Origin of the sequence: uncultured Rhodococcus sp. (assembly GCF_963525155.1) — a bacterium.
In the GTDB taxonomy this organism is placed as follows: Bacteria; Actinomycetota; Actinomycetes; order Mycobacteriales; family Mycobacteriaceae; genus Rhodococcus_F; species Rhodococcus_F qingshengii.
Genome location: NZ_CAURKP010000019.1, coordinates 1 through 26,154, shown reverse-complemented (window position 1 = coordinate 26,154; position 26,154 = coordinate 1). Strand labels below are relative to the sequence as shown.

The following is a 26,154-nucleotide window of genomic DNA, read 5'->3' as shown; positions in this document are numbered from 1 at the left end:
CGTCAGGCGGCAGTTGTGACCGGCGCCGACGCGTCCGGGGCCGGAATCTTCCACTTCTTCCAGCCGAACAGAACCAACGTCGAGACCGCGGCAAGCGTGAAGACCCAGAGGTAGACGCCGACGGTCGGAATCCGCAGATACTCGGGCGGCACGAACATGAACAGGCCCATTCCGATGAAGCGATCCGTACCCGGAATGACCGACGGGTCCCACCAGGTGTGAGACCAGTTCAAGACCGGGAGCAGGAAAACGAACGGCGCCACCCACGCCCAGCGCTTCTTCGACACCATCGCGTAGTGCGCGGCGAGGACGACCAGCGGGACGAACCACACCCAGTGATGGCCCCACGAGAACGGCGAGACAGTGGTCGCAGTCAACCCCGTCATGGTGAGGCCGAGCAATTTCTGGCCGTGCCGGTGAGCAATCCACGCGGCACCGAGTCCGAGGCATACCGCCAGCGCACTGAAGACTAGGACCAGGACCCGCGACGGCGTCGGAGTGTGAGTGAGCTGAGCGATCAGACCGGACACGGACTGGTTGCTCGGAGCATCCGTCGGTCCGACGCGTTCGCTGTCGACAAGAGTGCCGGTCCAGTACTTGTACGCATCGTTGTAGATCACGACGAAGCCGATCGCAACGGTCGCAGCGAACGTCACGACGGCCGTCACCAACGCACGCCATTGACGAGTGATGAAGAGGTACGCCCAGAAGAAGGCCGGAGTGAGCTTCACGCCGGCGGCGATGCCTGCCCCGATTCCTCGGAGCCGACTCTTCTCGTCCCGACCGAGGTCCCACACGATCAAGAGCAGCAGGAAGATGTTGATCTGCCCGAGCCAGAGCGTCGTACGTATCGGTTCCATGAACAGAAAGATCGTGGTGGCCAACGCACTGACGGCGTACGCCTTCACGTCGAGCCGATAACCGAGGTACTTCCAGCACAACACGATCACTGCGAACAGCGCAGCGATGTTCAAACCCGTCCACACGACAATCGCCTGTTTGAACGAGAGCACCGCCCACACCGTGAACAGCAAAGCCGCAAACGGGGTGTACGTGAACATCATCCCTTCCAGGACTGGCCCGTCGTACAACGGAAGGCCCTGAACCACAACGCTGCCGCCGTGGCGGTAGACGTCGAGATCGAGGAAATTTTCGAAGATGCCCCAGTACCGCGTATTCATCGGCACGGCGAAAAGAACCATCAGCACGGACGCGACTGCCAGAACACCGAGTACAGAGAATCCGAGAACACCGACACGGAGGGTGCGTCGCGGTATGTCAGCTTCGACGACCGACTCCGAGTTCGCGGTGTGCGCCTCGAAAGAAGGCCCATCCGAAGCGTTGATCGCGCCCGTCACTACAACCTCCGGGATTCACACCCTATGTCGGGAATTGATGCTCCGAACGGTACAAGACAAGACCGAAAAGTACCGACCGGGCACGCCGCTTCGAGAACTCAGATCTCGGAGAGACGCGATTCGGTAGCTGCGAGCAGAACACACGTAGCCACGCCGTCCATGGCAACTTCGAGTTCAGCCTTGGACGGGAAGCTCGGGGCCAACCGGATGTTCCGGTCATCCGGATCCGTGCTGTACGGGAAAGCCGACCCGGCAGCGGTGAGCGCGATACCCGCGTTCTTCGCCAGTTCGATGACCCGCTTGGCCGTGCCGTCGACCACGTCGAGGCTGATGAAGTATCCGCCCTTCGGCTCGGTCCAAGACGCGACCTTCGATGCACCGAGACGATCCTCGAGGATCCGCAGTACGAGCTCGAACTTGGGCGCGAGGAACGCGCGATGCTTCTCCATGTGCGCACGAACGCCGTCGGCATTGCCGAAGAAACGCAGGTGGCGAAGCTGATTGACCTTGTCAGGCCCGATGCTCTTCTTGCCCAGGAACTTCTGGTACCAGGCAAGGTTTTCCGCAGAGCTACCGAAGAAGCTCACACCGGCGCCGGCGAAAGTGATCTTGGACGTCGACGCGAACACGAGCGGACGGTTGGGGTGTCCGGCCTCCGCTGCCATCGAGAGAATGTCGTAGGAAGGCGCAGTCTCGCCGACAAGCGGATGTACGGCGTACGCGTTGTCCCAGTACAGGCGGAAGTCGGGCGCGGCCGTCGGCATCGACGCGAGCGTACGGACAATTTCTTCGGAGTACACGGCACCGGTGGGGTTCGCGTAAACCGGAACCGCCCACATGCCCTTGATCTGCGGATCTGACGCAACAAGTTCGGCGATCTTGACGACATCCGGGCCGTCGTGGTTCATCGGCACCGCAATCATCTCGATGCCGAGGGACTCGGTGATCGCGAAGTGGCGGTCGTAGCCCGGTGCGGGGCAGAGAAACTTGATCTTCTCTTCCTGTGCCCACGGCCGGGCCGAATCCGGAGTGCCGTGCAGCAGTGAGAACACGACGTTGTCGTGCATGATCTCGAGGCTCGCGTTGTTTCCGGCGAGAAGGTTCGCAACGGGGATACCCAGCAGCTCACCGAAGATGGCGCGCAGTTCCGGCAGACCGGTGAGTCCGCCGTAGTTACGGCAGTCGGTGCCGCTGCCGTCACGGAAGTCACCGTCGCCGGGCAGCGTCAGCAGCTCTGCGGAAAGGTCGAGTTGTTCCGGGGAAGGCTTACCGCGGGTCAGATCGAGTGCGAGCTTCTGCGCCTGGAGCTGCGTGTACTTCGCGCTCTGGCTCTCATGCTCGGAGGTGAGTTCTTCATGGCTCATCAACCCGATCTGGGTTTGGATAGGCATCCGGAGCGGCCTTTCACCGACGAGGCGGGGTCGGGTATGTGAAAAAAATAGAGGACCCCGCGCACCCGGCAGAGCCCGTTGACCCTTGCTGCCTTCCGGCCCTGGGGGAGTTCACAGGATGCGCGCCGCGCGGGATCCAATGAACAGTGTAGACGGCTTTCGCCGGCCGCTGCACACCACCTACCGGGGCCGAGATGCAAACCTCGAGTTCCACCGGTTCTTCGCAGGTCAGGTACCCGTTTAACGCTTCGCGCCCGCAATTGGGTATGCTGCTCCACGGAGGATTCGCCTAGTGGCCTATGGCGCTCGCCTGGAACGCGGGTTGGGTTAACGCCCTCAGGGGTTCAAATCCCCTATCCTCCGCCAGGGAAGTCCCCGACCAGTCTTGGTCGGGGACTTTTTCTTTGCCCCGAAGCATCGCCGAGCAGCGATACTGTCGACGAATGCCTCCCTCGACAACGGGCCGGGTCATCGCAGCAGGTACCGGTCTGATACTGAGCGCACTTGTCGATGCCCCCGTGAAAAAGTGGATGTCTCACTGCCGAACACCTGCCTACGCCGCCGGCCTCGTGATCGCCGCGGCCGTTTATCCCGTGGCTCGGCAGGGACAAGCTCGGCAGGGACGCATGGCCGACGTCTCCATTCCCACTCGCGAATGGAGTGCAGTGGCCGCAACATTTGTGGTCTTCGTCGGCGCACTGGTTCTGCCGCCGGGTACCGCACGGCGATTGGTTGCAGCGAGCTGGGCCGTCCACCCGATTTTCGACCTACTTCACGAGCGTGGTCCAGAATCACGTCTGCCGGATTGGTACCCCGCAATTTGCGCGGGATACGACCTCGGAACCGCTGGACTTCTTGCTGCCGAACCACGCAATTTCGTTTGACAGACTCACAAACCCGAGGACAGACTTTCCGTCCAACCCAACCATCGGGAGTACGCGTGATTGCCGGCCAGACCAATCTGCTCGCAGATTGCAGCAGTTGCTTCGGTCTGTGCTGCGTCGCACTCCCCTTTTCCAAGTCGTCCGACTTCGCGACCAACAAGAATGCCGGCGACCCCTGCAAGAACCTGCAGGAGGATTTCGGTTGCGGCATTCACACCGGATTGCGAAAGAAGGGCTTCACCGGTTGCACCGTCTACGACTGTTTCGGTGCGGGACAGAAGGTTTCACAGCAGACCTACGACGGCATCAGCTGGCGTGATGCCCCGGAGACCGCGTCGGACATGTTCGAAACCTTCCCTGTCGTACGCCAGTTGCACGAACTCCTCTGGTATCTCGCCGAAGCCCGCTCGCTGAAGCAGACCCACTCGATTCGGAAGGAACTCGACGCAGTACTCGCCGAGACGGAAAGCCTGACCAACGGCACGCCTTCGCAGATTCGAGCCGTCGACGTCTCAGCACACCGAGCGGCAGTCAACACCCTGCTCTTGCAGACGAGTGACCTTGTGCGCTCACCGGTCTCGGGCAAGAAGGGTCGCAAACTCGACCACCGCGGCGCAGACCTCATCGGCGCCAAATTTCGTGGTTCCGATCTACGTGGGGCCAACTTTCGCGGGAGTTACCTGATCGGTGCAGACCTCCGCGACTGCGAACTCGATCGAGCCGATCTGATCGGTGCAGACTTACGCGGCACCGACATTCGCGGCACAAAACTCCGCGGCAGTATCTTTCTCACTCAGTTCCAGATCAACGGGGCGATCGGCGATTCGGCTACCACGCTGCCCGATTCACTGACCCGCCCCGGCCACTGGGCCTGAGCCGACGATCGTCATCTCCGACTGTCAACTCCGTCGACTGTTGACGACTGTCAACTCCGTCGACTGTTGACGACTGTCAACTCCGTCGACGGAGAACGACCTTGTTGGCGTCCGGATCGACGGACACCCACGGCGGGTCACCGTCCGTTCCGTCCTCACGATGCATCAATGCGCTCTGACGCTGTTCGAATTCATGATGCTTGGACCCCTGAAGCAGGGCAGCAACCTCTTCGAAGCCCGCGGCCGAGACCGGACGAGTCGTACGTCCCCGAGTCCACGGCAGTGCCCGGCCGCCGGTGAGCCGGTTCCAGAGAGTCTCGGCGAACGCGAACAGGACCAGCAGCACGAGCAAGCCTGGCAGCGTCAACGCGAACAGAGTGCCCATGAAAGAAGTCTAGCGACGAACGCCCCCCCCGTTCCCGCAACTTTTGATCAACCACCTTATATCTGGCCCCGAGGCCGATGATCTGCCAGAATGCAAGCTGTTACGACTAGTAACACCTTCGGGGGGAGGATTTCACGTGAGCTTGATACTTGCAGCTACCGACCGTTCGGAGCTTGCCCAGACACTCGGTACCGAATTAGTACATTTCGGTCATCAAACACAGCTCGTCGGCACCGGGCGCCGCCTACTCGACGACCTGGACACCGACAGTTTCGATATCGCCGTGATCGATCTCCTTCTGCCGGACATCGACGGCTACGAGATCGCACGGCAGATCCGCTTGCGCAGTTCGATGCCGATCATGATGCTGGTGGATACCTACGAGGACATCGACGAAGCACCACATCGCGCTGTCTCGGACTTTGTGCTGAACCCGATCGATTCTCACGCGCTCGATCTTCGGGTCACCGCAATCCTTCGTGAAACCGCACATCCCGCCCCCGGCAAACACCAACGTCACGGTGACCTGCTCCTCGATCGACGTGCGATGACGGCGACGATGGGCGGAAAGCTGCTGGTCCTCAGCCGGACCGAATGGCGGGTGCTCCTGGAGCTGTCGACCGAGCCTGGGCGCGTGTACTCACGTGATCACCTGATCCGAAACGTGTGGGGTTCCGACCACGAAAGGACGCGTGTGGTCGACGCAACCATTCTCAGCCTGAGGTCCAAACTCGAATCCGATCCCGCGAAACCGAAGTACATCAAAACCATCAGGGGATTCGGATACCGCTTCGGCCCGGTCGACTGAAGTCGCCTTCGTGTCGGTGCCGCTCGATAAGCTCTTGTCATGGGTTGGTACACACCACAATCGGTCGCCCCGGATCTCTCCGACATCCTGGTGTGTGGCTGGACGGCGTGCGCAGAAGGAGAACACCTCCTCGTGCCCGATGCTTGCATGGACGTGCTGTGGATACGCGGCGTCGGCATACGCGTCTGTGGCCCCGAAACCGCTGCATGGTCATTCACTCTTCCGCCCGGAACACGCTCCGTGGGTGTTCGATTCCGCCCTGGATCGGCATCGCCGATGTTGCGAACCTCGGCGTCCGAGCTTCGGGATTCTCGCGCTGACCTCAGCGATGTAACCGACGCACGCACGGAACGAATACTGTTGAACCGCTTGGAAAATTCCGAAGACCACGAACAGGTCTCCATCCTCGAAAGCGCTGTTCGGAGTTGGGTAAGTTCGAGTTTCCGTCACGATCCGGTGATCAACCACGTTCGCACCGCACTGTCCGAACATTCGTGGAATGTCAGCTCTCTCGCCGACGCGGCGGCGCTGACTTCGCGCCAACTCCAACGTCGATGCAACGACGCCTTCGGATACGGCCCTGCAACGCTGCGCTCGATCCTGCGCCTCCAGCGCTTCATGGCGCTCGCTCGCAGTCGACCCGCACTGGGACTCGCTGAATCCGCCGCCCACTGCGGATTCAGCGATCAGGCCCACTTGACCCGTGAATGCCGCCGAATCTCGTCGCTGACCCCGGCGGCTCTACTCCGCACCCAAGCCCCCGACTGGCACGGGTCGGATACCGTTGTCGCGCTGGCGGAGGGAGACGCGGTCGCATGATCGCTACCGCGCTCCCCCGCCGTCACTTCTGACTGAAAAGCGTCCTGGCAGACCACAGCCCGCCGAGGGAGAGCACTGCGACCGTCATGTAGTAGTAGCTCGGGGCGTCGAGCGAGCCTGTTGTACTGATCAACCAGGTCAAGACCAACGGCGCGATTCCGCCGAGCAAAGTCACTCCGAGGTTGTACGACAATGACATGCCGGTAGCCCGGATCTCTGCCGGGAACAGCGAACTCATCAAGGCAGGCAAGGGACCGAAGGCAAACGCCATGATGACACCCAGGACCGAAACAACCAGGACGAGGGTCAGAGTCGACGGGTGATCGACCATCAATTTGAAGAGCGGCCAGGCCAAGACGATTGCCGCAACGGCGGCCCAGGTCATAACTCTCGCCGGTCCGACCCGGTCTGCTAGATGACCGATCAACGGCACGGTGATCAAGGTGACCAGTCCGGCGACGATGCCGCCGAGATAGCCGGCCGAGGCGGATACTCCGAGGTTCTTCACGGCAAACGTCGGCATGTACAAGATGAGGTAGATCGAGATAGTCGCGACGCCCACTACTGCGGCACCGGTCAGCACCCGGCCGAGATGCCTGGTCAGCGTCGTCTTCAGCGGAGCCTTTTCCGGAACGCTCGTCTTGAAATCGTCCGTTTCGTCAAGCTTGGCACGGATGTAGAGTCCGACCGGCCCGACGATGATGCCGAAGAAGAACGGAACGCGCCAGCCCCACGAGTAGAGCGCTTCATGCGAAAGGTGGGTGTTGAGCACGTATCCGAACAGCGATGCCAGGAAAACCGAGGCACCCTGGCTGGCAACTTGCCAGGAAGAGTAGAACGCCTTCTTGTGTGGCGCAGTCTCCACGAGGAAGGTTGTAGCAGTACCGAATTCACCGCCGGCGGAGAATCCTTGAATGAGACGCGAAACAAGGATGACGACGCCGGCCCACGGTCCGATCATCGAGGTCGTCGGCGCCACGGCCATGATGAGCGTGCCGATCATCATCAGCATCATCGTCAACGTCAAGGCGTTCTTGCGCCCGCGACGGTCGGCATAGCTTCCGAGAACCATCCCGCCAAGCGGCCGGATGACGTACGAGATCGCGAACGTCGCGAACGTCAGAATCAAACCGAGCGTGTTGTCGCCGCCGGGAAAGAAGTTATGGGCGATGACCACTGCGAATGATGCGTAGACGATGACGTCGAACCATTCGAGCGCAGCGCCGAGTGAGCTGCTGATCACCGCCTTGCGTGCAGCGGCCAGGCGTTCCGGGGTGACTGTTCCGGAGGTTGGCGTAGTTGCCGTGGACATGGTTTTCCTTAGGGGTGAGGGCGGTCAGGCGTGGGCGTGAGCGATGACGCTCCGAACGAACTGCTCGCACTGTGCCAATTGGTCAAGTGTCACGTACTCGTCAGGTGCATGCGCCTGAGTGATGCTTCCCGGACCGCACACAACGGTGGGGATACCGATACTCGCGAACATCCCGGCCTCGGTGGCGTACGCGACCTTTTCGTCCGATGCCCGACCACCCCATTGTTCGACCAGTGCGGCCGCCGAAGCATTCGCATCCGTCTCCAGCGGAGGGACCGAGGCCGACACGTGCATCGTCACGGAGGCTGACGGGTTTTCTTCCCGCATCAGGTTCTCGATCCGATTCGTCTCGGCGGCAAAGCGTTCGAGCAAATCTGCGGCGCCAGCTGAGCTGATGCTCCTGAACTCGAAAGTGATGGAGCAATCCTCGGGGACAGTGTTCACTGCGATCCCGCCGGATACGAGATTGACCGAACACGTCGTCCAGGCCACGTCGAATGCGTCGTCGTACGGGCCGGACGCACGGAGTTCGTCGGCCGCGCTTCTGACGAATCGAATCAACTCGGCGCCGTATTCGATCGCGTTGACTCCTTGCGGAGTGAGCGACGAGTGCGCCGAAACACCATGCAGATCAACACGTATGACGTTCATCGACTTGTGTGCGCGAATGACCCGCATCTCCGACGGCTCTCCGACGACGCACACATCAGGGTACAGGTTCCGGGAAACAACCTCCTCGACCAACCCGGCCGCACCGATGCAGCCGACTTCCTCGTCGTAGGAGAATGCAAAGTGAATCGGCTTCGCCAGCGGCCGAGCAACGATGTCGGGGATCGCAGCGACGACGATCCCGATGAACGACTTCATGTCGCACGTGCCACGTCCGTACAGGCTTCCGTCGCGAACGTCGGGCGTGAAAGGGTCGCTACTCCAGTCTTGATCGTCAACCGGCACTACGTCTGTATGGCCGGAGAACATCACACCGCCGGCAGTACTTCCGTCAGGAGGCGTGAACGTTGCCAACAAGTTGAGCTTCGTTCCCTCGTCATCGGCAACAAGTACCGGCTCGACCCCATGGCGACGTAGTTCCGCCGCAATGAGATCGATCAACGGTCGATTGCTCACGGCACTCGTCGTATCGATTCCGATGAGGCGTTGCACCCACTCGAGGCTTCTCTCGGTCGGAACAGCGGGCAACGTGGTCGATGACATCTGGTTTCTCCTTTCACAGCATGAACGCGGTGGGCACTCGCCACCGCGTTCTGCCCTTCGAGCATGAATGAAGTGATCCCAGACACAATGAAGATGCACGATACTTGCACCATGATCGAAGAAACGCAGGATTCCGCCGTACTGGACGACGTCGACCTCGCCCTGATCAATTGCCTGCAACTCGACCCGCGAGCGTCGTGGCGCACGGTTGGCGACGCGCTCAAAGTAGATCCGGTTACCGTGGCTCGCCGCTGGCAGCGGTTACAGGATTCCGGCACCGCCTGGGTCTCTGCCAGGGCAACCGGCCATGGCCGTCCGGAATCGTGTCTGGCTTTTGTCGAAGTCGACTGCACGACTTCGAACGCGTTGACGATTGCAGAACGACTTGCCCGCTGGCCGCACGTGCTGAGCGTCGAACACACAAGCGGCCCAGGCGACTTGACTCTTCTCGTCGAGGTCAGAGACATGGCTTTCCTGTCGCGTTTCCTGCTTCGCTCACTCGCGTCGGTGCCCGGGATCGTCAGTTCGCGTGCACACCTCGTCACCGAGGTCTTCGCGATCGGAGACGACTGGAAATTGCAGGTACTCGATGCCGCGCAGCGGGCGACGATGACAGACCGGCCTGTGCGCTACAAATATGCTCCGACGGATCAGCGCCATCACGGGAAGACCTTCGACGCGGTCGACCGCCAATTGATATTGAAGCTGGGCGAGGACGGTCGATCCTCGATTGCCGAGCTCACGGTCGGTACCGGCCTCAGCGAAAGTACGGTCAGGCGGCGACTTGCCGAACTGACGTCGCGCAACCAGATCGTGTTCCGCTGCGACGTGTCTCTACCGCTGTCCGGCTGGCCCCTCGTGACCTGGGTGTGGGGATATGTCGATCCCACGGACCGGTCGACGATTCGTGCGCTGGTGGAACGAGTGCCTGGAACACGAGTGTGCATGCGGATATCCGGTGGGCGCGCCAACACACTGCTCGCGATCGCCGCACACTCCCTTCGCGAAACTCCCATTACCGAAGTACAACTCGCACAAGAGGCACCGGGCCTGGTGGTGCTGAACAGGTCAGTGGTGCTGCGATCGATGAAGAGGGTGGGCCGACTTCTCGATGACGAAGGCAAGAGTGCCGGGGTTGTACCGATGGACATCTGGGCGGAAGCCCCGGAGATCGAGTGAATGTCCGAAATAATCAATCATGACGCGCCGCGGTGGAGAAGGATTGCTGTCATGACTTCAACAGAGATCTCCCCCGCCCAGCGTTATCGGGATCTGGCCGCCGGATTCACGGCCCGGATCGACGCCGTACCCGCCGACCGCTGGGACGACGCTTCCCCCTGCGAGGGCTGGACCGCCCGCGACGTGGTGAGACACGTGCTCGACAGCGAACGAGACATGGTCAAGGTAGTCGGCCTGGAATTGGCACCCGGCCCGTCGGTCGACGACGACCCGTCGGCAGCCTGGGCGGCCGTCCGCGATTCGATGCAGGAAATTCTGGACGATCCGGCAGAGTCCACCCTGGAATACGACGGGCACTTCGGCAGGACCAACCTCGGGGCCACGGTCGAAGGGTTCTTGTGTTTCGATCTGGTCATCCACGGTTGGGACCTCGCGGCCGCAACCGGCACCGATACGACGATGCGAGACGCGGACGTGGAGTGGGTGTCGGAGATCGCCGCGGGCCTGGGCGAGTCGATCCGCATGAGCGGTGTGTGCGGCCCGGAAATACAGGTTCCGGACAACGCTGACAAAGCGACGAAACTCCTTGCCTTCCTCGGCCGGAAGGCGTGAAAAAGCACCCCTGACGTGGGCATTGCTTCCATACGCATGTAATGTCGCGGTATGCCGGAACGCCGAAAATCCTCCACGAGTCCAGACCTGCTTGCGGCGGCATTGTTCGATGTCGCCGCGGAATCCGGACTGGAAAATGCCAGCGTTCGCGAGGTCGCAAAACGGGCGGGTGTCTCGATCGGCGCAGTGCAACATCATTTCTCGACCAAGGACGAGATGTTCGCATTCGCACTGCGAACACTCGTCGATCGATTGTTGACGCGACTGGCCGAATCGTCCGCCGACGCGGACCCGCATACCGCCCTGTTCCAGGCGCTCTCGCAACTCCTGCCCCTCGACGAGCAACGCACGCGTGAGGCGCATGTGCTCGCCGCGTTTGCCGTGCGCGCCGCAACCAGTGAGTCACTCTCCGAAATTCGCCGGACAACCCTGTTCACAATCCGCACCGGCATCTCGACAGTTCTGATCGGCATCGGAACTCCGGAAGCGGAAACCAGAGCGGCACTTCTGCTTTCAACCGTCAATGGATTGGCACTCGACGCACTCGGAAGCCCCGCCATGTATCCGCCGCAGTACCTCGATCACGCTTTGGAAACCCAGATCCGCCTCACCCTGCACGACGCCGAGAACCCGCTCGCCTCCGTCGGGCTCGCCAGCTGACGTGGAAGGAGCAGGGCGTTTCGCGCCGAGCCCGTCCGGCGATCTCCATCTGGGAAACCTCCGGACTGCCCTCCTGGCCTGGCTGTTCGCCCGCACCAGCGGGCGCGACTTCCTCATTCGGGTAGAGGATCTCGACCGTGTCCGCCCCGGCGCGATGGAACGACAACTCGACGATCTGCGCAGGCTCGGCCTCACGTGGGACGGCCCAGTCGTATTGCAGTCACACCGTCTTCCCTTGTACCACAAGGCTATCGACCAATTGCGCGAGCGTGACCTGACCTATCCCTGCTTCTGCACACGCAAGGAGATCCTGCAGGCACCGTCAGCGCCCCATGCTCCAGACGGCGCCTACCCCGGCACGTGTCGGAACCTTTCGGAGGCCGAACGCGCCGAGAAATCGGCAAGTGGCCGATCTCCCGCGCTGAGGCTACGGGCCGGCATCGACTCGTTCACCGTCCATGACGAACTGTTCGGCGAGGTGACGGGACCAGTCGACGACGTCGTCCTGCTCCGCGGAGACGGGGTGCCCGCTTACAACCTTGCCGTTGTCGTCGACGACGGTGCACAGAACATCGACCAGGTGGTTCGCGGCGACGACCTCCTGACCTCGGCTCCACGTCAGGCATACCTTGCCCAGCTGCTCGACATCGAACCACCGTCGTACGCCCACGTTCCTCTTGCCTTGAACAGTGAAGGCAAGCGACTCGCGAAGCGCGACGGCGCAGTGACTCTGGCAGATCAACTCGAGGCCGGACGCAGTACCGAGCAGGTTCTGACGATGATCGCGTCGAGCATCGGTCTCGCCGAACCCGGCGAGGTTGTCACACCACCCCAATTGGCGGATCGATTCGACTCTCGCAAGATCCCCCGGACCCCGTGGATTTTCCCGGCGAAGTAAGTGACGTATCAATCGGTGCCTCGTCGGAACAAAACTACGATTGTCCGATATGACAAAGCCGTCCGCAATAGCTATTCGTTGGCAATTCTCGAATAGTGAAGTACGGTCGAGACTGGCGAAGGAAATTCAGGGCGAGTTGTTCCTGCAAAACCACGCCCGGGATCTGAACCTGGAATCCGACCACAGTACCCACTTGCAGCATCCACGCTGACACGCACGTGCGGCACGGGCGACTCAGGACGAAAAGGAATACGCATGGTCCGCGAGCTTCGCGAGGCACTCGACGACCATCAATTCGAGGTGTTGTATCAACCCCAGGTCAATCTGAACTCGTCAGCAATTATCAGCTATGAAGCTCTTTTGCGTTGGCGCCATCCGCTGCGAGGGTTGATCGAACCTCAAGATTTCATGCGCTCCGCCGAATCCTCTGGGCTCATCATTCCCATCGGGCTACAAGCTCTGGAAATGATTTGTGCCCAAACAGCGTCGTGGCCTGAGCACATGATGGTCGCGGTCAACTTTTCGCCTCGCCAACTCGCTACCCCGCACGCCGCTCACGAGATCCTCGGAGCGCTCGACAGTTCACAAACGCCACTGAGCAGAATAATCGTGGAAGTCACCGAACTCGGCGTCGTAGGCCGGCATGCCGCCGAGACTCTTCACGTCTTGCACAACGAGGGAATTCGAATCGCGCTGGATGATTTCGGGGCGGGCTTCGCGTCTTTCTCCGCATTGTCGGAATTGCCGCTCGACATTCTCAAGATCGACCAATCCTTGACCTGGGCCGTCAGCGCAGCGGGTCGTGCTGGAGACCGTGCCTTCATGGTCATGGAGTCCATCGCCGACATCGCTCGAAAGCTAGGGCTTGATTCGATCGCAGAGGGCGTCGAAACCGCGGAACACGCAGCCAACGTCTTGCGGGCCGGCTGCGACATGGGCCAGGGCTATTACTTCGGCAAGCCACTTCCTGCGTCGTCCGTCGTCACTCCCGTGTGAGCGCTCGCCACTTCAGCACGACGACACTTCAGTACGACGACGATGCACTCGCTATGAGTGCGACCACGAGAATCACGGCAAAAATTGCCAAGAAGGCCGCACCGACCGCAATTCCGGCTATCGCAAGCCCGCGCCCCTGTTGACCTGTCTGCTTGATCTGATTGAGCGCGACAATTCCCAGAATGATTCCGACGATTCCGCCGAGACTGTAGAAGCAACCACCCGCAAGCGATACAACCAGCGATGCAATTGCGAGACCATTGGTGCCGACCGGCTGCATCGGCGGTGCGTACCCACCCGCGAATTGATTCGGTTGACCGTACGGGTTCGGAGGTTGGCCGTACTGAGGCTGTCCGTATTGAGCTTGTCCGTATTGTCCGGATTGCTGATATTGATTCTGCTGATATTGATTCTGCGGTCCGAAATTCTGCGGCGGCAGGTACGGGTTCGGTTCACCGATTCCGCCCGGCTGGGGGTTATTACCGGGCGGGTTGTACGACGGCGGTGGATAACCCGGGTACTGCTCGTTGGGAGTGGTATATCCGGGAACTTCAGGTGAAGACTGCGTTTCGGACGGGGACACGCCGTACCCCTCAGGAGGCAGGCTCGGAAATTCTCCGTACCCAGGTTTTGCCTGGTAATCGCTCGAAGAATCGTCGTTGTTGCCCCCGGAACTCGTCATACAACGCAGCCTAAACCACAGGTGACCTCCGAATCCAAGTGAGCAGATGTCATCCACATCGCTCTTTGATCCCAGTAGGGTCATATCCACTGTCACACTCGAGCGCGATATTTACGACTGAGGGGAACACATGACAACCGGTGGGTACGACCCCAACCAGAATCCAGAAGGCGGGAAGCAATTCCCACCCCAGGATCCATATGGCCAGCAGGGAACACCTCCTCCCGGAAGTTACCCCCCTCCCGCCGGCCCCCCGCAAGGCGGAAGCTACCCGCCCCCGCAGGGCGGAAACTTCCCGCCCCCTCAGGGTGGCAACTACCCGCCTCCCGGTGGATACCCGCCGCCGCCCCAGGGCGGAAACTTCCCGCCGCCTCCGCAGTTCAACGACCAAGGTGCGTACGGCGGAGGAAACCGGCTGCCTTCGGGTGCTCAGCCGGGCGATCTGTGGATTCGACTCGGCGCCCGCATCATCGACGGCATCATCGTCGGCATCATCGCGACGATTCTGGCTCTATTGGTCAGTGACTCCGACAGTTTGATCCTGATCTCCGGACTGTTCTCCGGAATTCTGACCTTCGCGTACTTCGTCGCAATGGAGGTATCGCAGGGTCGAACTCTGGGAAAGATGATTCTGGGCCTTTCCGTACACGGTCCGGGCGGCGCACCGCGCCCCTCAGTCCAGCAGTCTGCGATTCGCAACGCCTTCACGTTGCTCTCGATCATTCCGATCGTAGGTAGCCTTCTCGCGCTCATCGCCTACATCGTCATCGCGGTCACGATCAACAACAGCCCCACCAAGCAGGGCAAGCATGACGAGCTCGCTGGTGGAACTCAGGTAGTCAAGGGTTAGGTGCGCATATGACAACCGGTGGGCACGACCCCAACCAGAATCCCGAGGACGGAAAGCAATTCCCGCCCCAGGATCCCTACGGCCAGCAGGGAACGCCTCCTCCTGGGAGCTATCCTCCGCCGGCGGGGCCTCCGCAGGGCGGAAGCTACCCGCCGCCTGGTGGATACCCCCCACCTCCTCAAGGTGGCAATTACCCGCCGCCAGGTGGATATCCGCCGCCGCCTCAGGGCGGAAGCTATCCCCCTCCCGGTGGCAACTACCCACCGCCCGGTGGATACCCGCCACCTCCCGGAGGCGGTAACTTCCCACCGCCGCCCGCCAACGACTACGGCGCAGGATTCGGTGGACCGCAGCTTTCCGTGGGTGCGGCAATTACCTACGGCTGGAACAAGTTCAAAGACAACGCATTGGTTTGGATCGGAATCTCGATCATCGCGTTCTTGATCGCCGGACTGATCCAGGGCGCTTTCAACGGTTTCGACTACACCAACACAGAGTTCAGCGCGCTGTCCATTGTGGGTGGATTGGTCACCGCTATCGTCGGCTACATCATCCAAGCCGCATTCCTCCGCGGAGCATTGAGCGAATTGGATGGAATCAAGCCGGCCTTCGGCACCTTCTTCCAATTCACCAACATCGGCGCAGTTGTTCTCGGCGGTTTCCTCGTAGCCGTAGCCACTTACGTCGGTTTGGCTCTCTGCATCATTCCCGGCATCATCGCGGCGTTCCTGCTCTACTACACGCTGACCTTCATCGTGGACAAGAACCAGGATGCGATTTCGGGCATCAAATCGAGTTACGCGTTGACCTCGTCGAACGTCGGAACGTTGGTCCTGCTGGCGCTCGCTCTGATCGGTATCAACATCGTCGGTGCGCTGCTGTGTGGAATCGGTCTTCTGGTGACGGCACCCGTCGCGTTGATCGCCAGCACCTACGCATACCGCGTGCTGACCGGCGGCCATGTAGCTGCCTGATCCGTTCGTTTGCATCACCGAAGGCCCTGCGGTTCCACGTGAAACCGCAGGGCCTTCGGTGTGTTCTGCGCAACTGGACGGTCGCCAACTCGCATCCGAGCGCCTTGTGGTGCTTGGATGACGGACGTGACAGCTCAGGATCAGCAAGACGAATCGACCCACGAAACCAAATTTGCGCACGTCAGCCGGGGTTATTACCCGACGATCGTCGCGCTCTTCACCGCAACGCTGCTGATCTCGAACGTGGCGGCGACCAAGGGGGTCGCCTTCTTTGCGGATTCCGACTTCTCGCTCGGTCCCTTGCAGATTCTGCCCATCATCACCGATGGTGGATTCTTCTTGTTCCCGCTCGCCTACGTCCTCGGTGACGTGCTCAGCGAGGTCTACGGCTTCAAAGCGACCCGACGCGCGATCTACCTGGGCTTCGGCGCACTGATTCTTGCCGCTGCGTGCTTCTGGATTGCAGTGCAACTCCCGTCGGCAGAGTTCTACGAGAACCAGACCGCCCTCGAAACCGTGGTCGGTGTCATTCCCCGGCTACTGGTCGCAGGCTTGGCCGCCTACCTCGTCGGACAGCTACTGAACTCACTGGTTCTGGTCATGATGAAAAAGCGCATGCAGGAGAAGCATCTGTGGGCGCGACTGATCGGCTCGACCGTCGTCGGCGAATTCGCCGATACCCTCATCTTCTGTTCCATCGCGGCCGGTGTCATCGGCATCAGCACATGGGAAGACTTCATCAACTACGTGCTGGTCGGCTTCCTGTGGAAGACGCTTGTCGAGGTACTGGTCATGCCGATCACCTACCGCGTCATCGCATACGTGAAGAAGCGCGAACCGACCTACGCCTGAGGTGCAGGCGTCTTCGCCGCGTAGAACTTTCCGAGCATGTCTGCCTTGAAGTCGTGGAAATACCCACCTTCGATGCTGGCTCGGATATCGTCGACCAACTTCACGGTGAATCGCTCGTTGTGGATGGTGCAAAGCGTCGACGCGAGCATTTCCTTCGCCTTGAAGAGGTGATGGATGTACGCGCGGGTGTAATTGGCGCACGTGTAGCAGTCGCACTCGTCGTCGATAGGCGTGAAGTCACGACGGAATCGGCTGGTGTTGATGTTGAACCTGCCGGAGCGGACGTAAATCGCAGCATTGCGAGCAACACGCGACGGGTTGACGCAGTCGAAAGTGTCCGCGCCGTTCTCGATTGCGACGAAGAAGTCGTCCGGTTCACTGATGCCGAGCATATGACGCGGCTTGTTCTCGGGTAGTTCCTCGTTACACCAACGCACGATCGTTCCGAGGTTCTGCTTCTCGAGGGCGCCGCCGATGCCGTAGCCGTCGAAGCCGTATCCGTTCTCGCCTTCGATCGACTCGAGTCCGCGGCAGGCTTGACGTCGCAGATCTTCGTACTGCGCGCCTTGGATCACGCCGAAGAGAGCCTGATACGGCTTGCCAGCGCGTTCGGCGGTGAGCTTCTCGTGTTCATTGATACAGCGGATCGCCCAGGCCTGCGTGCGCTCGACCGATCGCTCCTGATAGCCGCGGGTGTTGAGCAGCGTGGTGAGCTCGTCGAACGCGAACATGATGTCGGCGCCGAGCTGATGCTGAATCTGCATCGACACCTCGGGGGTGAAGCGATGCTTGCTGCCGTCGAGGTGCGATTTGAAGGTCACGCCCTCGTCGTCGACCGTCGCGAGACGCTCTTTGCCCTTTGCGATGACGTCGTCGGACTGCACGCCGACGGCCTCCATCGCGAGCACCTTCTTGAACCCGACGCCAAGAGACATCACCTGGAAGCCACCGCTGTCGGTGAAGGTGGGCCCGTCCCAGTTCATGAACTTGCCCAGCCCGCCGGCCTCGTCGACGATGTCGGGGCCCGGCTGCAGGTACAGGTGGTAAGCATTGGCGAGCAACGACTGCGCACCGAGTTCCTTCATGGACTCGGGCAGCACGGCCTTGACCGTGGCCTTGGTTCCGACGGCCACGAACGACGGCGTCGCGATATCACCGTGCGGTGTGTGGATGGTGCCGGTGCGTCCGAGCCGGTCCTCGAGCCTGGTCCCAATGGTGAAAATCGACTCGGGACGCTTGTCGACGGAGGGCGCGGGCGGTGTCGGTACTGCAGAAGTCACGGGTTCAATCCTGTCACAGCCGCAGAAAGGGGCACGTCGTGCAGTATCGCTACGTTCACGATCCCGAGGATGCCGACGCTGCAATCGTTGCGGTGAGCGCCGCAGTGGTGGCTGCCTGCGTCGCCGCGATCGACTGCCGCACTGCCTCGCTCGCCCAGTTTCCTTGCGACAGCACTTTCGCTCGCGCTTTCGCCGCCTTGAACTGATCGGCCGGAACAACCACCTTGAGCATGTTCGCGCCTGCCAAGATCGACACCAATGCACCTTCGGTGGGGGTGGGTTGGCGGACCCCCAGCAGAATCTCACGCAGCACGAGGCGCAGTTGATCCTCGTACCGCGGATTGGTCGCCGGCCATCTGACGTTCGGAAAGATCCCGAGCACTTGATGTTCCACGGCCGTCACAATTCCGCGCGCTCCCATACCCGCGTAGAGCGCCTTCCTTGCGCCCTTCGCAAGTCGGTTCACCACCGCAGTCGGCCGGGCCGGTGGCTTCTCGGCCAGCCGTGCCAATGCAGCGTTGAGAGTGGGATCCGCGAGTGGCCGATTGTCGATGACGACTGCCCGCGCCCGCCATCCGGCGCCGTCGAGGTGGACGCGGTCGGCAAGCACAAGCTCGACCAACAAGGCGCCTCCGAGCGCAACATCGACGTAGGACGACGAACGCAGTAGCTTTCCGCTGACGTCGTCGGTGGCGAGCAACAGCAGATCCTCGGCAATCAGCATGCTCACCACCGTAGTAGTGCGATCAGATCTCCGCGCCCACGAATTGGCTGTTGTACAGACGGAAGTACGCGCCGCGGGATTCGAGCAGAGCCTCATGGCTCCCCTGCTCCACGATCCGGCCTTCCTCCATCACCACGATCAGGTTCGCATCACGAATTGTCGAAAGACGGTGCGCGATGACAAAGCTGGTGCGGTCGTTGCGCAGAACCGCGGTGGCGCTCTGGACCAGCAGTTCGGTGCGTGTGTCCACCGAACTGGTCGCCTCGTCGAGGATCAGGATGGACGGCTGCGAGATGAAGGCGCGGGCGATAGTGATGAGCTGCTTCTCGCCCGCACTGACGTTGCTGCCTTCCTCGTCGATGACCGTGTCGTAACCCTCAGGCAGAGAGTGCACGAACTTGTCGACGTAGCTCATCTCGGCCGCACGACGAATCTCCTCGTCGGTGGCACCAGGCTTGCCGTAGGCGATGTTCTCGCGGATGGTTCCACCGAACAGCCATGCGTCCTGCAGAACCATGCCGATCCGTGAGCGCAGATCGTCTCGCGTCATGTCGGCGATGTCGATGCCGTCCAAAGTGATTCGGCCCGAATTGAGTTCGTAGAACCGCAGGATGAGGTTGACGAGGGTGGTCTTGCCGGCGCCGGTGGGTCCGACGATCGCAACCATCTGACCCGGCTCGGCAGTCAGGGACAGGTCCTCGATCAGCGGCTGTTCCGGCTTGTAACTGAAGGTGACGTTTTCGAACTTGACGCGACCCTTGTCGACCGTGGGCGACTTCGCACTCTTCGGGTCCTCCGACTGCTCCTCTTGGTCGAGCAGCGCGAAGACCCGCTCGGCCGAAGCGACACCGGACTGCAGCAGATTGGTCATCGACGCGATCTGCGTGAGCGGCTGGGTGAACTGCCGCGAGTACTGGATGAACGCTTGCACGTCGCCGAGGGTCATCGTTCCGGATGCGACGCGCATGCCACCCACCACTGCGATGGCGACGTAGTTGAGGTTGCCCAGGAACATCACGGCCGGCATGACCAGACCGGAGATGAACTGCGCCTTGAAGCTGGACTCGTACAGATCCTCGTTCTGCTTGCGGAAGCGCTCCTCGACCTCCTGCTGGCGACCGAACACCTTGACCAACTCGTGGCCGCTGAATGCTTCCTCGACCTGCGCGTTGATTCCGCCGGTGCTCTTCCACTGGGCGACGAAGTGTTTTTGTGAACGCTTCGCGATGAAAGCCGTGACCATGATCGACAGCGGAACGGTTGCCACCGCAATCAGGGCGAGTAGCGGCGAGATCCACAGCATCATCACCAGAATGCCCAGGACGGTCATCACCGACATGACCAACTGACTGAGCGTCTGCTGCAAGCTCTGCGCGACGTTGTCGATGTCATTGGTCACGCGTGAGAGAACATCACCGCGGGCATGGGTATCGAAGTACCGCAAGGGAAGTCGGTGAATCTTCTGCTCGACGTCCTCACGCAGACGACGAACGGTTCGCTGGACCACGATGTTGAGCAGATACGCCTGCAGCCAACTGAACAGCGACGCGCAGACGAACAGCAGCAGCACGATCATCAAGACCTTGCCGACTGCGTCGAAATCGATTCCGGTTCCAGGCACAACTGCCATGCCGGACACCATGTCGGCGAGCTGACCCTGCCCCGAAGCGCGCAATCCTTCGACAGCCTGTTCCTTTGTCGTCCCCGGCTGGAGTTGCTTGCTGACGATGCCGTCGAAGATCAGGTTGGTGGCGTTTCCCAGGATCTTCGGCGCGATCGAGGAAAGTACGACGCTTGCCGTCACCAAAGCGAAGATCAGGATGACGATCGGCTTGTCGGGGCTCAAGCGTCCAAGGAGACGTTTGAGCGAAGGGCCGAAGTTCATGGCCTTCTTTGTGGGATCACCGCCGCCGGGCGGGCCGATGGGAGGCGAGGAAGTCGGCCGATTGCTCATGATGCGTCCTGTACGGCTAGCTGAGAGGCGACGATTTCGCCGTAGGTGGGACAACTGACCACGAGTTCGTCGTGCGTGCCGATCCCCACGATGGCGCCGTCGTCGAGCACGATGATCTGATCGGCTTCCACGATGGTGGAAATACGCTGCGCGACAACGACGATGCAGGCGTCTTGCGTGACCGGCCGGAGCGCCGCACGCAGCCTCGCATCAGTAGTGAGGTCGAGTGCCGAGAAGGAATCGTCGAACAGATAGATCTGTGGCTTACGCACCAACGCTCTGGCGATGGCGAGTCTCTGACGCTGGCCGCCCGATACCGTCGTACCGCCTTGTGCCACCGGTGTGTCCAGGCCTTCGGGCATGGCGCGGACGAAGTCGGCAGCTTGGGCGATCTCGAGGCACTCCCACAGCCATTCGTCGGTAGCTTCGGGGTTTCCGTAGCGGAGATTGGTGGCGACAGTGCCCGAGAACAGATACGGCTTCTGCGGGACCAGACCGATCACCGAGCAGAGCAGTTCCGTGTCGATGTCGCGGACGTTGACTCCTCCCACCGATACCGATCCGGAGGTGGAGTCGATCAATCGCGGAATCAGGTTGAGCAGAGTGGTCTTTCCCGATCCGGTGCCGCCGATGATCGCCGTCGTCTTGCCGGGTTCGGCACGGAACGTGATGTCGCGCAATACAGGTTCCTCGGCACCGGGGAACTGGAACTGAGCGCCACGAAGTTCGACGACTCCCGGGTCCTTCAGTTCTCGGACCGGGTTCTCGGGCGGAATCACCGACGAATCCGTGTCGAGTACTTCGGAGATACGTTCGGCGCACACCGACGCACGCGGCAGCATCACCGCCATGAAGGTGGCCATCATGACGGCCATCAGGATCTGCATGATGTAGCTGAGCATCGCGGTGAGCGAGCCGATCTGCATCGAGCCCTCGTTGATCTGATGGCCACCGAACCAGATGACCGCGACGCTGGTGACATTGCTGATCAGCATCACGAGCGGGAACATCAGTGCCATGAGGCGGCCGACGCCGAGTGCAGTCTCCGTCAGCTCACGGTTGGCGTCGCCGAAACGCTCTACCTCGTACGGTTCCCGTACAAACGCTCGGACGACACGGATGCCCGTGATCTGTTCGCGAAGAACACGGTTGACGGCGTCGAGGCGGCCCTGCATGACCCTGAATCCGGGGACCATCCGGGCAATCAGGAAACCCATCGAGACTACGAGAAGCGGCACGCTGATCCCCAGGATCCAGGACAGATTCAGGTCCTGGCGCAGAGCCATGATGATGCCGCCGACGCACATGATCGGCGCCATGACGAGGATGGTGCAACTCATCACGACCATCATCTGCACTTGCTGGACGTCGTTGGTGTTGCGGGTGATCAGCGAAGGCGCACCGAAGTGCCCGACCTCTCGGGCCGAAAACGTCCCGACCTGATGCAGCACCGACGCCCGGAGATCGCGTCCGACGCCCATGGCGACTCGCGCACCGAAGAAGACGGCACCCACCGAGCACAGGATCTGCGTGAGCGTGACCATCAGCATCATCCCGCCGGTGGAGAGGATGTAGCCGGTGTCGCCTTTGGTCACGCCGTTGTCGATGATGTCGGCGTTGAGACTCGGAAGGTAAAGGGCCGCCATAGTCGAAATAAACTGCAGGACGACAACGCCCGTGAGTTCACCCCGGTACGGCGTCAGATAAGTGCGCAGCAGCCTGATCAGCATAGTGAGCGAAGGTTACCAATCCTGGCCGACATGTGCCGCTGGATATTTCGATACACAAAAACTGCTGTGCGCCATTTTTAAACGCGGGGGGTTAATAAATGCGCACACCAGAGTTCAAGCAGATTCGGACTGAAGCTGCGCTTCCTTTTATTCAAGGAGGGCCTTGCTGAGCTTCTCACCCTCGATGTCGACGTTCGGCAGAATCTTGTCCAGCCACTTCGGCAACCACCACGCCTTGTCGCCGAGCAGTGCCATGACGGACGGGATGATCACCATGCGCACGATGAAGGCGTCGAAGAACACCGCCGCGGCAAGCGCGAAGCCGATCGACTTGATGAACGAGTTCGGTTCCGCGATGAAGGCACCGAACACGGAGATCATGATGACCGCGGCCGCACTGACGACCCGGGCGCCATGGTTGAAGCCGATGGTCACGGCCTCCTTCGCGCTCGCGCCGTGGACGTACTCCTCACGCATACGCGTCACGAGGAACACCTGGTAGTCCATCGCGAGTCCGAACACCACACCGATCAGGAAGATCGGCATGAAACTCACGAGTGGTTGCGGGTTCGAGATGATGCCCAACCAACCGTGCTGGAAGATCGCCACCGTCGCACCGAATGTCGCGAGCACGCTGAGCAGGAAGCCGAGCGTCGCCGTCAGCGGAACCAGGATCGAACGGAACACCAAGAGCAACAAGATGAATGCAAGGCCGACGACGACGGCCAGGTAGGGCACCAACGCATCCTTCAGCGTGTCCGAAACGTCGCCTTCGAGTGCGGTCTGACCGGTGATGCCGTAGCTGACGCCGATCGAATCGTTGAGTCCGCCTTCGGCTCCACGAAGGCTGGACACCAGATCCATCGTGGCGGGGTCGGTCGGACCACTCTTCGGAGTGATCAGTACCTGCGCGGTGTCGCCGGCCTCGTTGACCCCGACGACCTGTGCGTTCTGGACGTCATCGAAGCCCGAGATGGTCGAGACGACCTCCGCAAAGGCCTCCCCGGCGGGAACGCTGGCCCCCTTCGCGTCGACAACGGCGATGAGCGGTCCGTTGCGACCGTCACCGAAGCCCTCGTCGATCAGGTCGTATGCCTGACGCGCACTGGTCGCCGGGTCACCGGTGGCCTCCGACGGCAGTGCCAGGCTCAATCCCGTTGCGGGCAGAGCCAATGCGCCCAGAAGCACTACTCCACCGATCAGCGGCACGAGCGGACGACGGACGACGGCACTGATGAAGCGCAGAGCCAACTTCGGCTTGCCCGAATCTTCGTCTTCGGACTCCTCTGCGCGCTTGCTGAGGAAGGGAATCTTGCCGGCAAAAGCCTTGCGTCCGAACATACCCAGGATCGCAGGCAGCAAGGTCAAGGCGATCAGAACCGCGATCAGCACGGTAAAGGCCGCTGCCGCACCCATATCGGAGAGGAACGGGATGCCGACGACTCGCAAGGCAACCAGCGCGATGATGACCGTCAAACCAGCGAATACCACTGCGGAACCGGCGGTTCCGACGGCGCGACCTGCTGCTTCGGCACGGTTGTCGGTAAGGGTGAGCTCATGCCTGAACCTGGACATGATGAACAGCGAGTAGTCGATCGCCACGGCCAGACCGATCATGATCGCCAGCGTCGGAGTCATCGAACTGAGATCCATGAATCCGGTGGCAACCGTGATTCCGAGGCTGCCGATAGCGATACCGATGATCGCGGTGAGGAGCGGAAGCCCCGCGGCCACAAGCGAACCGAACGTGATGGCCAGAACGACAGCGGCAACGGCGATACCGATCAGCTCGGTGACACCACCGGGCATCTCCGCTTCCTGAGCAGCAGAACCACTGACCTGGACGTTGAGTCCCTCGGCCCGACCGACATCGGCTGCGGAGTTGATCGAATCACGCAACGCCTGATCGAGATCGGCGAAGTCACCGCTGAACGGAACCTCGACGTACCCGACTGTGCCGTCGGCACTGAGCGGCGACAACGCACGCGCGTCGTCCACGGCCTGTGTCTCGGAAGTTCCAGCCGCAGCAGCCTTTTCCTTGAACATCGCAACCATGGAGTCGTTGCCGGTAACCGGATTGACCAACGCCTTCGCGGCCTGTTCCGGAGTGGCAGTCGCCGGGTCCACCTTGGCAGAGTCGGCGACCTTGTCGATGCCACGAATACTCGCGAGCATGTCGTCCATGGCCTTGACGTTCGCCGGATCGGCCAGCGTCGTGCCTGCCGGAGCTTGCACTACGTATCGCGCGCTCAGCGAATCCATAGGATTGGGCGCGTCGGGAAAACGCTCCGCCATCAGGTCTTGCGCCTGCTGCGCCGGGGTTCCCGGAATGGAGAACGAATCCTTGGTGGGGCCGGACAGAGTCGCTGCCCCGACGCCCATCAGGACCAGGATTATCAGCCAAACGCTGAGGACCGCGCCTTTTCGCCGGTAGGCGAACTTGCCGATCCGATAAAGATAGGTGGCCACGACGGGCTCCTTGCTGTTTCGGTGCGTGTACGTGGACAGGTATTACGTGTGGGGCTCAGAGACGAGACATCTCAGGGACGCGACATCTCAGGGGCAGGCGGCGGCGCGGGCAACCCGGCACGAATCTGCCGAAAAGCGTCGTGAACCAACTCTTCCGGACTGGAAGCCTCCGACTTTCCGCCAGTCCAGACGTCGATCACCGATTTAGCGGCTCCGCCCACCGCTCCCAGGAGGAGCGTCGGGTACAGGTCCTTCTCGGCGTCGGTGCCGGTGCGTTCCGCCAATGCCTGAACTACTGCACGGTTGATCCGCTGATGCATGTCTGCGGCATCCCGGTAGAGCGCGGGACTCGAATCCGACAGCAGCCAGATACTTGCCTTCTCACTCCCACTCGGACCTGAGTCGTTCACGATTTCGACCACAAGCTCTTCAAGGACATCGAGAATAGGTTCGTCCGCGGGCCGTGACGCAAGCGCCTCGATCCACAAAGTCACCGATTCCTCGAAACTGGCGAGCACTGCCTCCTCCTTGCTGGAGAAGTAGTTGTGGAACGTCCTCGTCGACACTCCGGCCTCGGAGGCGATTGCGTCAGCGGTGACGCATTCGATTCCCAGCGCACGAGCGAGCCGTGCTGCCGCGCCGCTGAGTGCGGCACGGGTTGCTGCCTTCTTGCGGTCACGAAGGCCTTGTTCGATGATCACCCCAACACGGTACCGAACTTGCAGAGCTCTGCAACTTTGCAGAGGTCTGCAATATTGTGCGATCGAACACACGGCACGGAAACTCGAGGCGTACCTCACACTCACGCACGGCAAATGCCTGAACAGTGCGACAGAGAGAGTTGCGGGCAACTCCACCGCGTGACGCCCCCTGCCAAGTTGACGCGTGAATCAACATGGCCTGACATACTTTGCGGTGAATTAACCGCAATTTGCTCGGCGAAGGAATCTGATGGACCCGCTCCTGCATACCTGGCCGGTTTCGTCCACGGTGATGCTGTGGGGATCGAAGTCCGGACGAGGCTCCGTACTACGTCTCGTCCGTCTCACCATCGGATTCTGCTCACTCAATTTCTCGATCGTGGCGTTCCTGTTTCTCCTTAGCGGGGAGGGCCCGGACGGACCGTTTGCGCGCAGTTGGCTCGTCGGCATTGCGACCGTCAACCTGATCCCCACGATTCTCTGGTTTGTCGGCCGAATCAGAGGTTCACGCATGCTCAAGCTCTACGGTCTGTGGGCGGATCTCGGAAC

24 protein-coding genes, 1 tRNA gene, 1 other RNA gene and 1 pseudogene are annotated in these 26,154 nt (G+C 61.1%); 14 read left to right on the top strand and 13 right to left on the bottom strand.

Annotation, left to right across the window (positions count from 1 at the left end):
* Positions 1-2 precede the first annotated feature (2 nt).
* From RWT78_RS06950 to ffs, 3 genes are all read right to left on the bottom strand, one after another.
* A complete protein-coding gene (locus RWT78_RS06950) occupies positions 3-1,358 on the bottom strand; it encodes a glycosyltransferase 87 family protein (RefSeq protein ID WP_073512844.1) in 1,356 nt (451 codons plus the stop codon).
* Between the two features lie 98 nt (positions 1,359-1,456).
* The gene (locus RWT78_RS06945) at positions 1,457-2,749 is read right to left on the bottom strand and encodes an aminotransferase class I/II-fold pyridoxal phosphate-dependent enzyme (protein ID WP_003943985.1); all 1,293 of its coding nucleotides are present in this window, start codon (positions 2,747-2,749) and stop codon (positions 1,457-1,459) included.
* Between the two features lie 42 nt (positions 2,750-2,791).
* An RNA gene (gene ffs / locus RWT78_RS06940) (signal recognition particle sRNA small type) lies at positions 2,792-2,891 on the bottom strand.
* Between the two features lie 136 nt (positions 2,892-3,027).
* On the opposite strand from ffs, the gene RWT78_RS06935 reads away from it, so the two are divergent.
* From RWT78_RS06935 to RWT78_RS06925, 3 genes are all read left to right on the top strand, one after another.
* Positions 3,028-3,115: transfer RNA gene (locus tag RWT78_RS06935), tRNA-Ser, on the top strand.
* 77 nt (positions 3,116-3,192) lie between these two features.
* A complete protein-coding gene (locus RWT78_RS06930) occupies positions 3,193-3,633 on the top strand; it encodes a hypothetical protein (protein WP_314674898.1) in 441 nt (146 codons plus the stop codon).
* Between the two features lie 56 nt (positions 3,634-3,689).
* Positions 3,690-4,508 (top strand): pentapeptide repeat-containing protein, encoded by an 819-nt coding sequence (locus RWT78_RS06925; RefSeq protein ID WP_054825630.1) that lies wholly within the window; start codon positions 3,690-3,692, stop codon positions 4,506-4,508.
* A 76-nt stretch (positions 4,509-4,584) separates the two neighbouring features.
* Here RWT78_RS06925 and RWT78_RS06920 read toward each other — a convergent pair whose 3' ends face one another.
* A complete protein-coding gene (locus RWT78_RS06920; protein WP_314674895.1) occupies positions 4,585-4,893 on the bottom strand; it encodes a DUF6191 domain-containing protein in 309 nt (102 codons plus the stop codon).
* Positions 4,894-5,029: 136 nt separating this feature from the next.
* Here RWT78_RS06920 and RWT78_RS06915 point away from each other — a divergent pair, with 136 nt between their 5' ends.
* Positions 5,030-5,701, top strand: coding sequence for a response regulator transcription factor (locus RWT78_RS06915; RefSeq protein WP_314674893.1), 672 nt, complete (start codon positions 5,030-5,032; stop codon positions 5,699-5,701).
* Between the two features lie 39 nt (positions 5,702-5,740).
* The gene (locus tag RWT78_RS06910) at positions 5,741-6,520 is read left to right on the top strand and encodes a helix-turn-helix domain-containing protein (RefSeq protein WP_003943809.1); all 780 of its coding nucleotides are present in this window, start codon (positions 5,741-5,743) and stop codon (positions 6,518-6,520) included.
* A 22-nt stretch (positions 6,521-6,542) separates the two neighbouring features.
* Here the strand turns inward: RWT78_RS06910 and RWT78_RS06905 are convergent, their stop codons facing one another.
* Both RWT78_RS06905 and argE read right to left on the bottom strand, forming a co-directional pair.
* Positions 6,543-7,832: an MFS transporter gene (locus tag RWT78_RS06905; protein WP_003943831.1), complete on the bottom strand. Its 1,290-nt coding sequence runs from the start codon at positions 7,830-7,832 to the stop codon at positions 6,543-6,545.
* Between the two features lie 24 nt (positions 7,833-7,856).
* Complete coding sequence (gene argE / locus RWT78_RS06900; protein WP_314674889.1) at positions 7,857-9,044, bottom strand: acetylornithine deacetylase; 1,188 nt, start codon at positions 9,042-9,044, stop codon at positions 7,857-7,859.
* Between the two features lie 111 nt (positions 9,045-9,155).
* Here argE and RWT78_RS06895 point away from each other — a divergent pair, with 111 nt between their 5' ends.
* From RWT78_RS06895 to RWT78_RS06875, 5 genes are all read left to right on the top strand, one after another.
* Positions 9,156-10,223, top strand: a complete 1,068-nt coding sequence (locus RWT78_RS06895) for an Lrp/AsnC family transcriptional regulator (protein ID WP_064073653.1) — start codon at positions 9,156-9,158, stop codon at positions 10,221-10,223.
* Positions 10,224-10,274: 51 nt separating this feature from the next.
* Positions 10,275-10,835, top strand: a complete 561-nt coding sequence (locus tag RWT78_RS06890; protein WP_314674888.1) for a TIGR03086 family metal-binding protein — start codon at positions 10,275-10,277, stop codon at positions 10,833-10,835.
* A gap of 51 nt (positions 10,836-10,886) precedes the next feature.
* Positions 10,887-11,495: a TetR/AcrR family transcriptional regulator gene (locus tag RWT78_RS06885; RefSeq protein WP_019746515.1), complete on the top strand. Its 609-nt coding sequence runs from the start codon at positions 10,887-10,889 to the stop codon at positions 11,493-11,495.
* A gap of 1 nt (position 11,496) precedes the next feature.
* A complete protein-coding gene (gene gluQRS, locus RWT78_RS06880) occupies positions 11,497-12,393 on the top strand; it encodes a tRNA glutamyl-Q(34) synthetase GluQRS (protein WP_042447725.1) in 897 nt (298 codons plus the stop codon).
* Between the two features lie 255 nt (positions 12,394-12,648).
* Positions 12,649-13,389 carry an EAL domain-containing protein gene (locus RWT78_RS06875; protein WP_003943863.1) on the top strand — a complete coding sequence of 247 codons (741 nt, stop codon included), beginning with the start codon at positions 12,649-12,651 and terminating at the stop codon, positions 13,387-13,389.
* Positions 13,390-13,417: 28 nt separating this feature from the next.
* On the opposite strand, the gene RWT78_RS06870 is transcribed toward RWT78_RS06875, so the two are convergent.
* Entirely contained in the window at positions 13,418-14,071 is a 654-nt protein-coding gene (locus RWT78_RS06870; RefSeq protein WP_047271551.1) for a DUF4190 domain-containing protein, read from the bottom strand.
* Positions 14,072-14,201: 130 nt separating this feature from the next.
* Between RWT78_RS06870 and RWT78_RS06865 the strand changes: the two genes are divergently transcribed.
* From RWT78_RS06865 to RWT78_RS06855, 3 genes are all read left to right on the top strand, one after another.
* Positions 14,202-14,921, top strand: coding sequence for an RDD family protein (locus RWT78_RS06865; protein ID WP_314674882.1), 720 nt, complete (start codon positions 14,202-14,204; stop codon positions 14,919-14,921).
* Between the two features lie 8 nt (positions 14,922-14,929).
* Positions 14,930-15,895 (top strand): hypothetical protein, encoded by a 966-nt coding sequence (locus RWT78_RS06860; RefSeq protein ID WP_223304518.1) that lies wholly within the window; start codon positions 14,930-14,932, stop codon positions 15,893-15,895.
* A 117-nt stretch (positions 15,896-16,012) separates the two neighbouring features.
* A complete protein-coding gene (locus RWT78_RS06855) occupies positions 16,013-16,747 on the top strand; it encodes a queuosine precursor transporter (protein ID WP_314674877.1) in 735 nt (244 codons plus the stop codon).
* On the opposite strand, the gene tgt is transcribed toward RWT78_RS06855, so the two are convergent.
* The 6 genes from tgt to RWT78_RS06825 form a co-directional block, all read right to left on the bottom strand.
* Entirely contained in the window at positions 16,738-18,027 is a 1,290-nt protein-coding gene (gene tgt / locus RWT78_RS06850) for a tRNA guanosine(34) transglycosylase Tgt (protein ID WP_003943982.1), read from the bottom strand. The two genes, RWT78_RS06855 and tgt, sit on opposite strands and share 10 nt — an antisense overlap.
* Before the next feature lie 55 nt (positions 18,028-18,082).
* Positions 18,083-18,751, bottom strand: a complete 669-nt coding sequence (locus RWT78_RS06845; RefSeq protein ID WP_314674873.1) for a GPP34 family phosphoprotein — start codon at positions 18,749-18,751, stop codon at positions 18,083-18,085.
* A 22-nt stretch (positions 18,752-18,773) separates the two neighbouring features.
* The gene (locus RWT78_RS06840; RefSeq protein ID WP_113683486.1) at positions 18,774-20,705 is read right to left on the bottom strand and encodes an ABC transporter ATP-binding protein; all 1,932 of its coding nucleotides are present in this window, start codon (positions 20,703-20,705) and stop codon (positions 18,774-18,776) included.
* Complete coding sequence (locus RWT78_RS06835) at positions 20,702-22,435, bottom strand: ABC transporter ATP-binding protein (protein ID WP_208689944.1); 1,734 nt, start codon at positions 22,433-22,435, stop codon at positions 20,702-20,704. The genes RWT78_RS06840 and RWT78_RS06835 overlap by 4 nt, the downstream gene beginning before the upstream one ends.
* A 147-nt stretch (positions 22,436-22,582) precedes the next feature.
* Complete coding sequence (locus tag RWT78_RS06830) at positions 22,583-24,904, bottom strand: MMPL family transporter (protein WP_314674869.1); 2,322 nt, start codon at positions 24,902-24,904, stop codon at positions 22,583-22,585.
* Positions 24,905-24,975: 71 nt separating this feature from the next.
* Entirely contained in the window at positions 24,976-25,605 is a 630-nt protein-coding gene (locus RWT78_RS06825) for a TetR/AcrR family transcriptional regulator (protein ID WP_003943912.1), read from the bottom strand.
* A 250-nt stretch (positions 25,606-25,855) separates the two neighbouring features.
* Here RWT78_RS06825 and RWT78_RS06820 point away from each other — a divergent pair.
* Positions 25,856-26,154 (top strand): annotated as a pseudogene (locus RWT78_RS06820) (sensor domain-containing diguanylate cyclase); the annotation flags it as partial.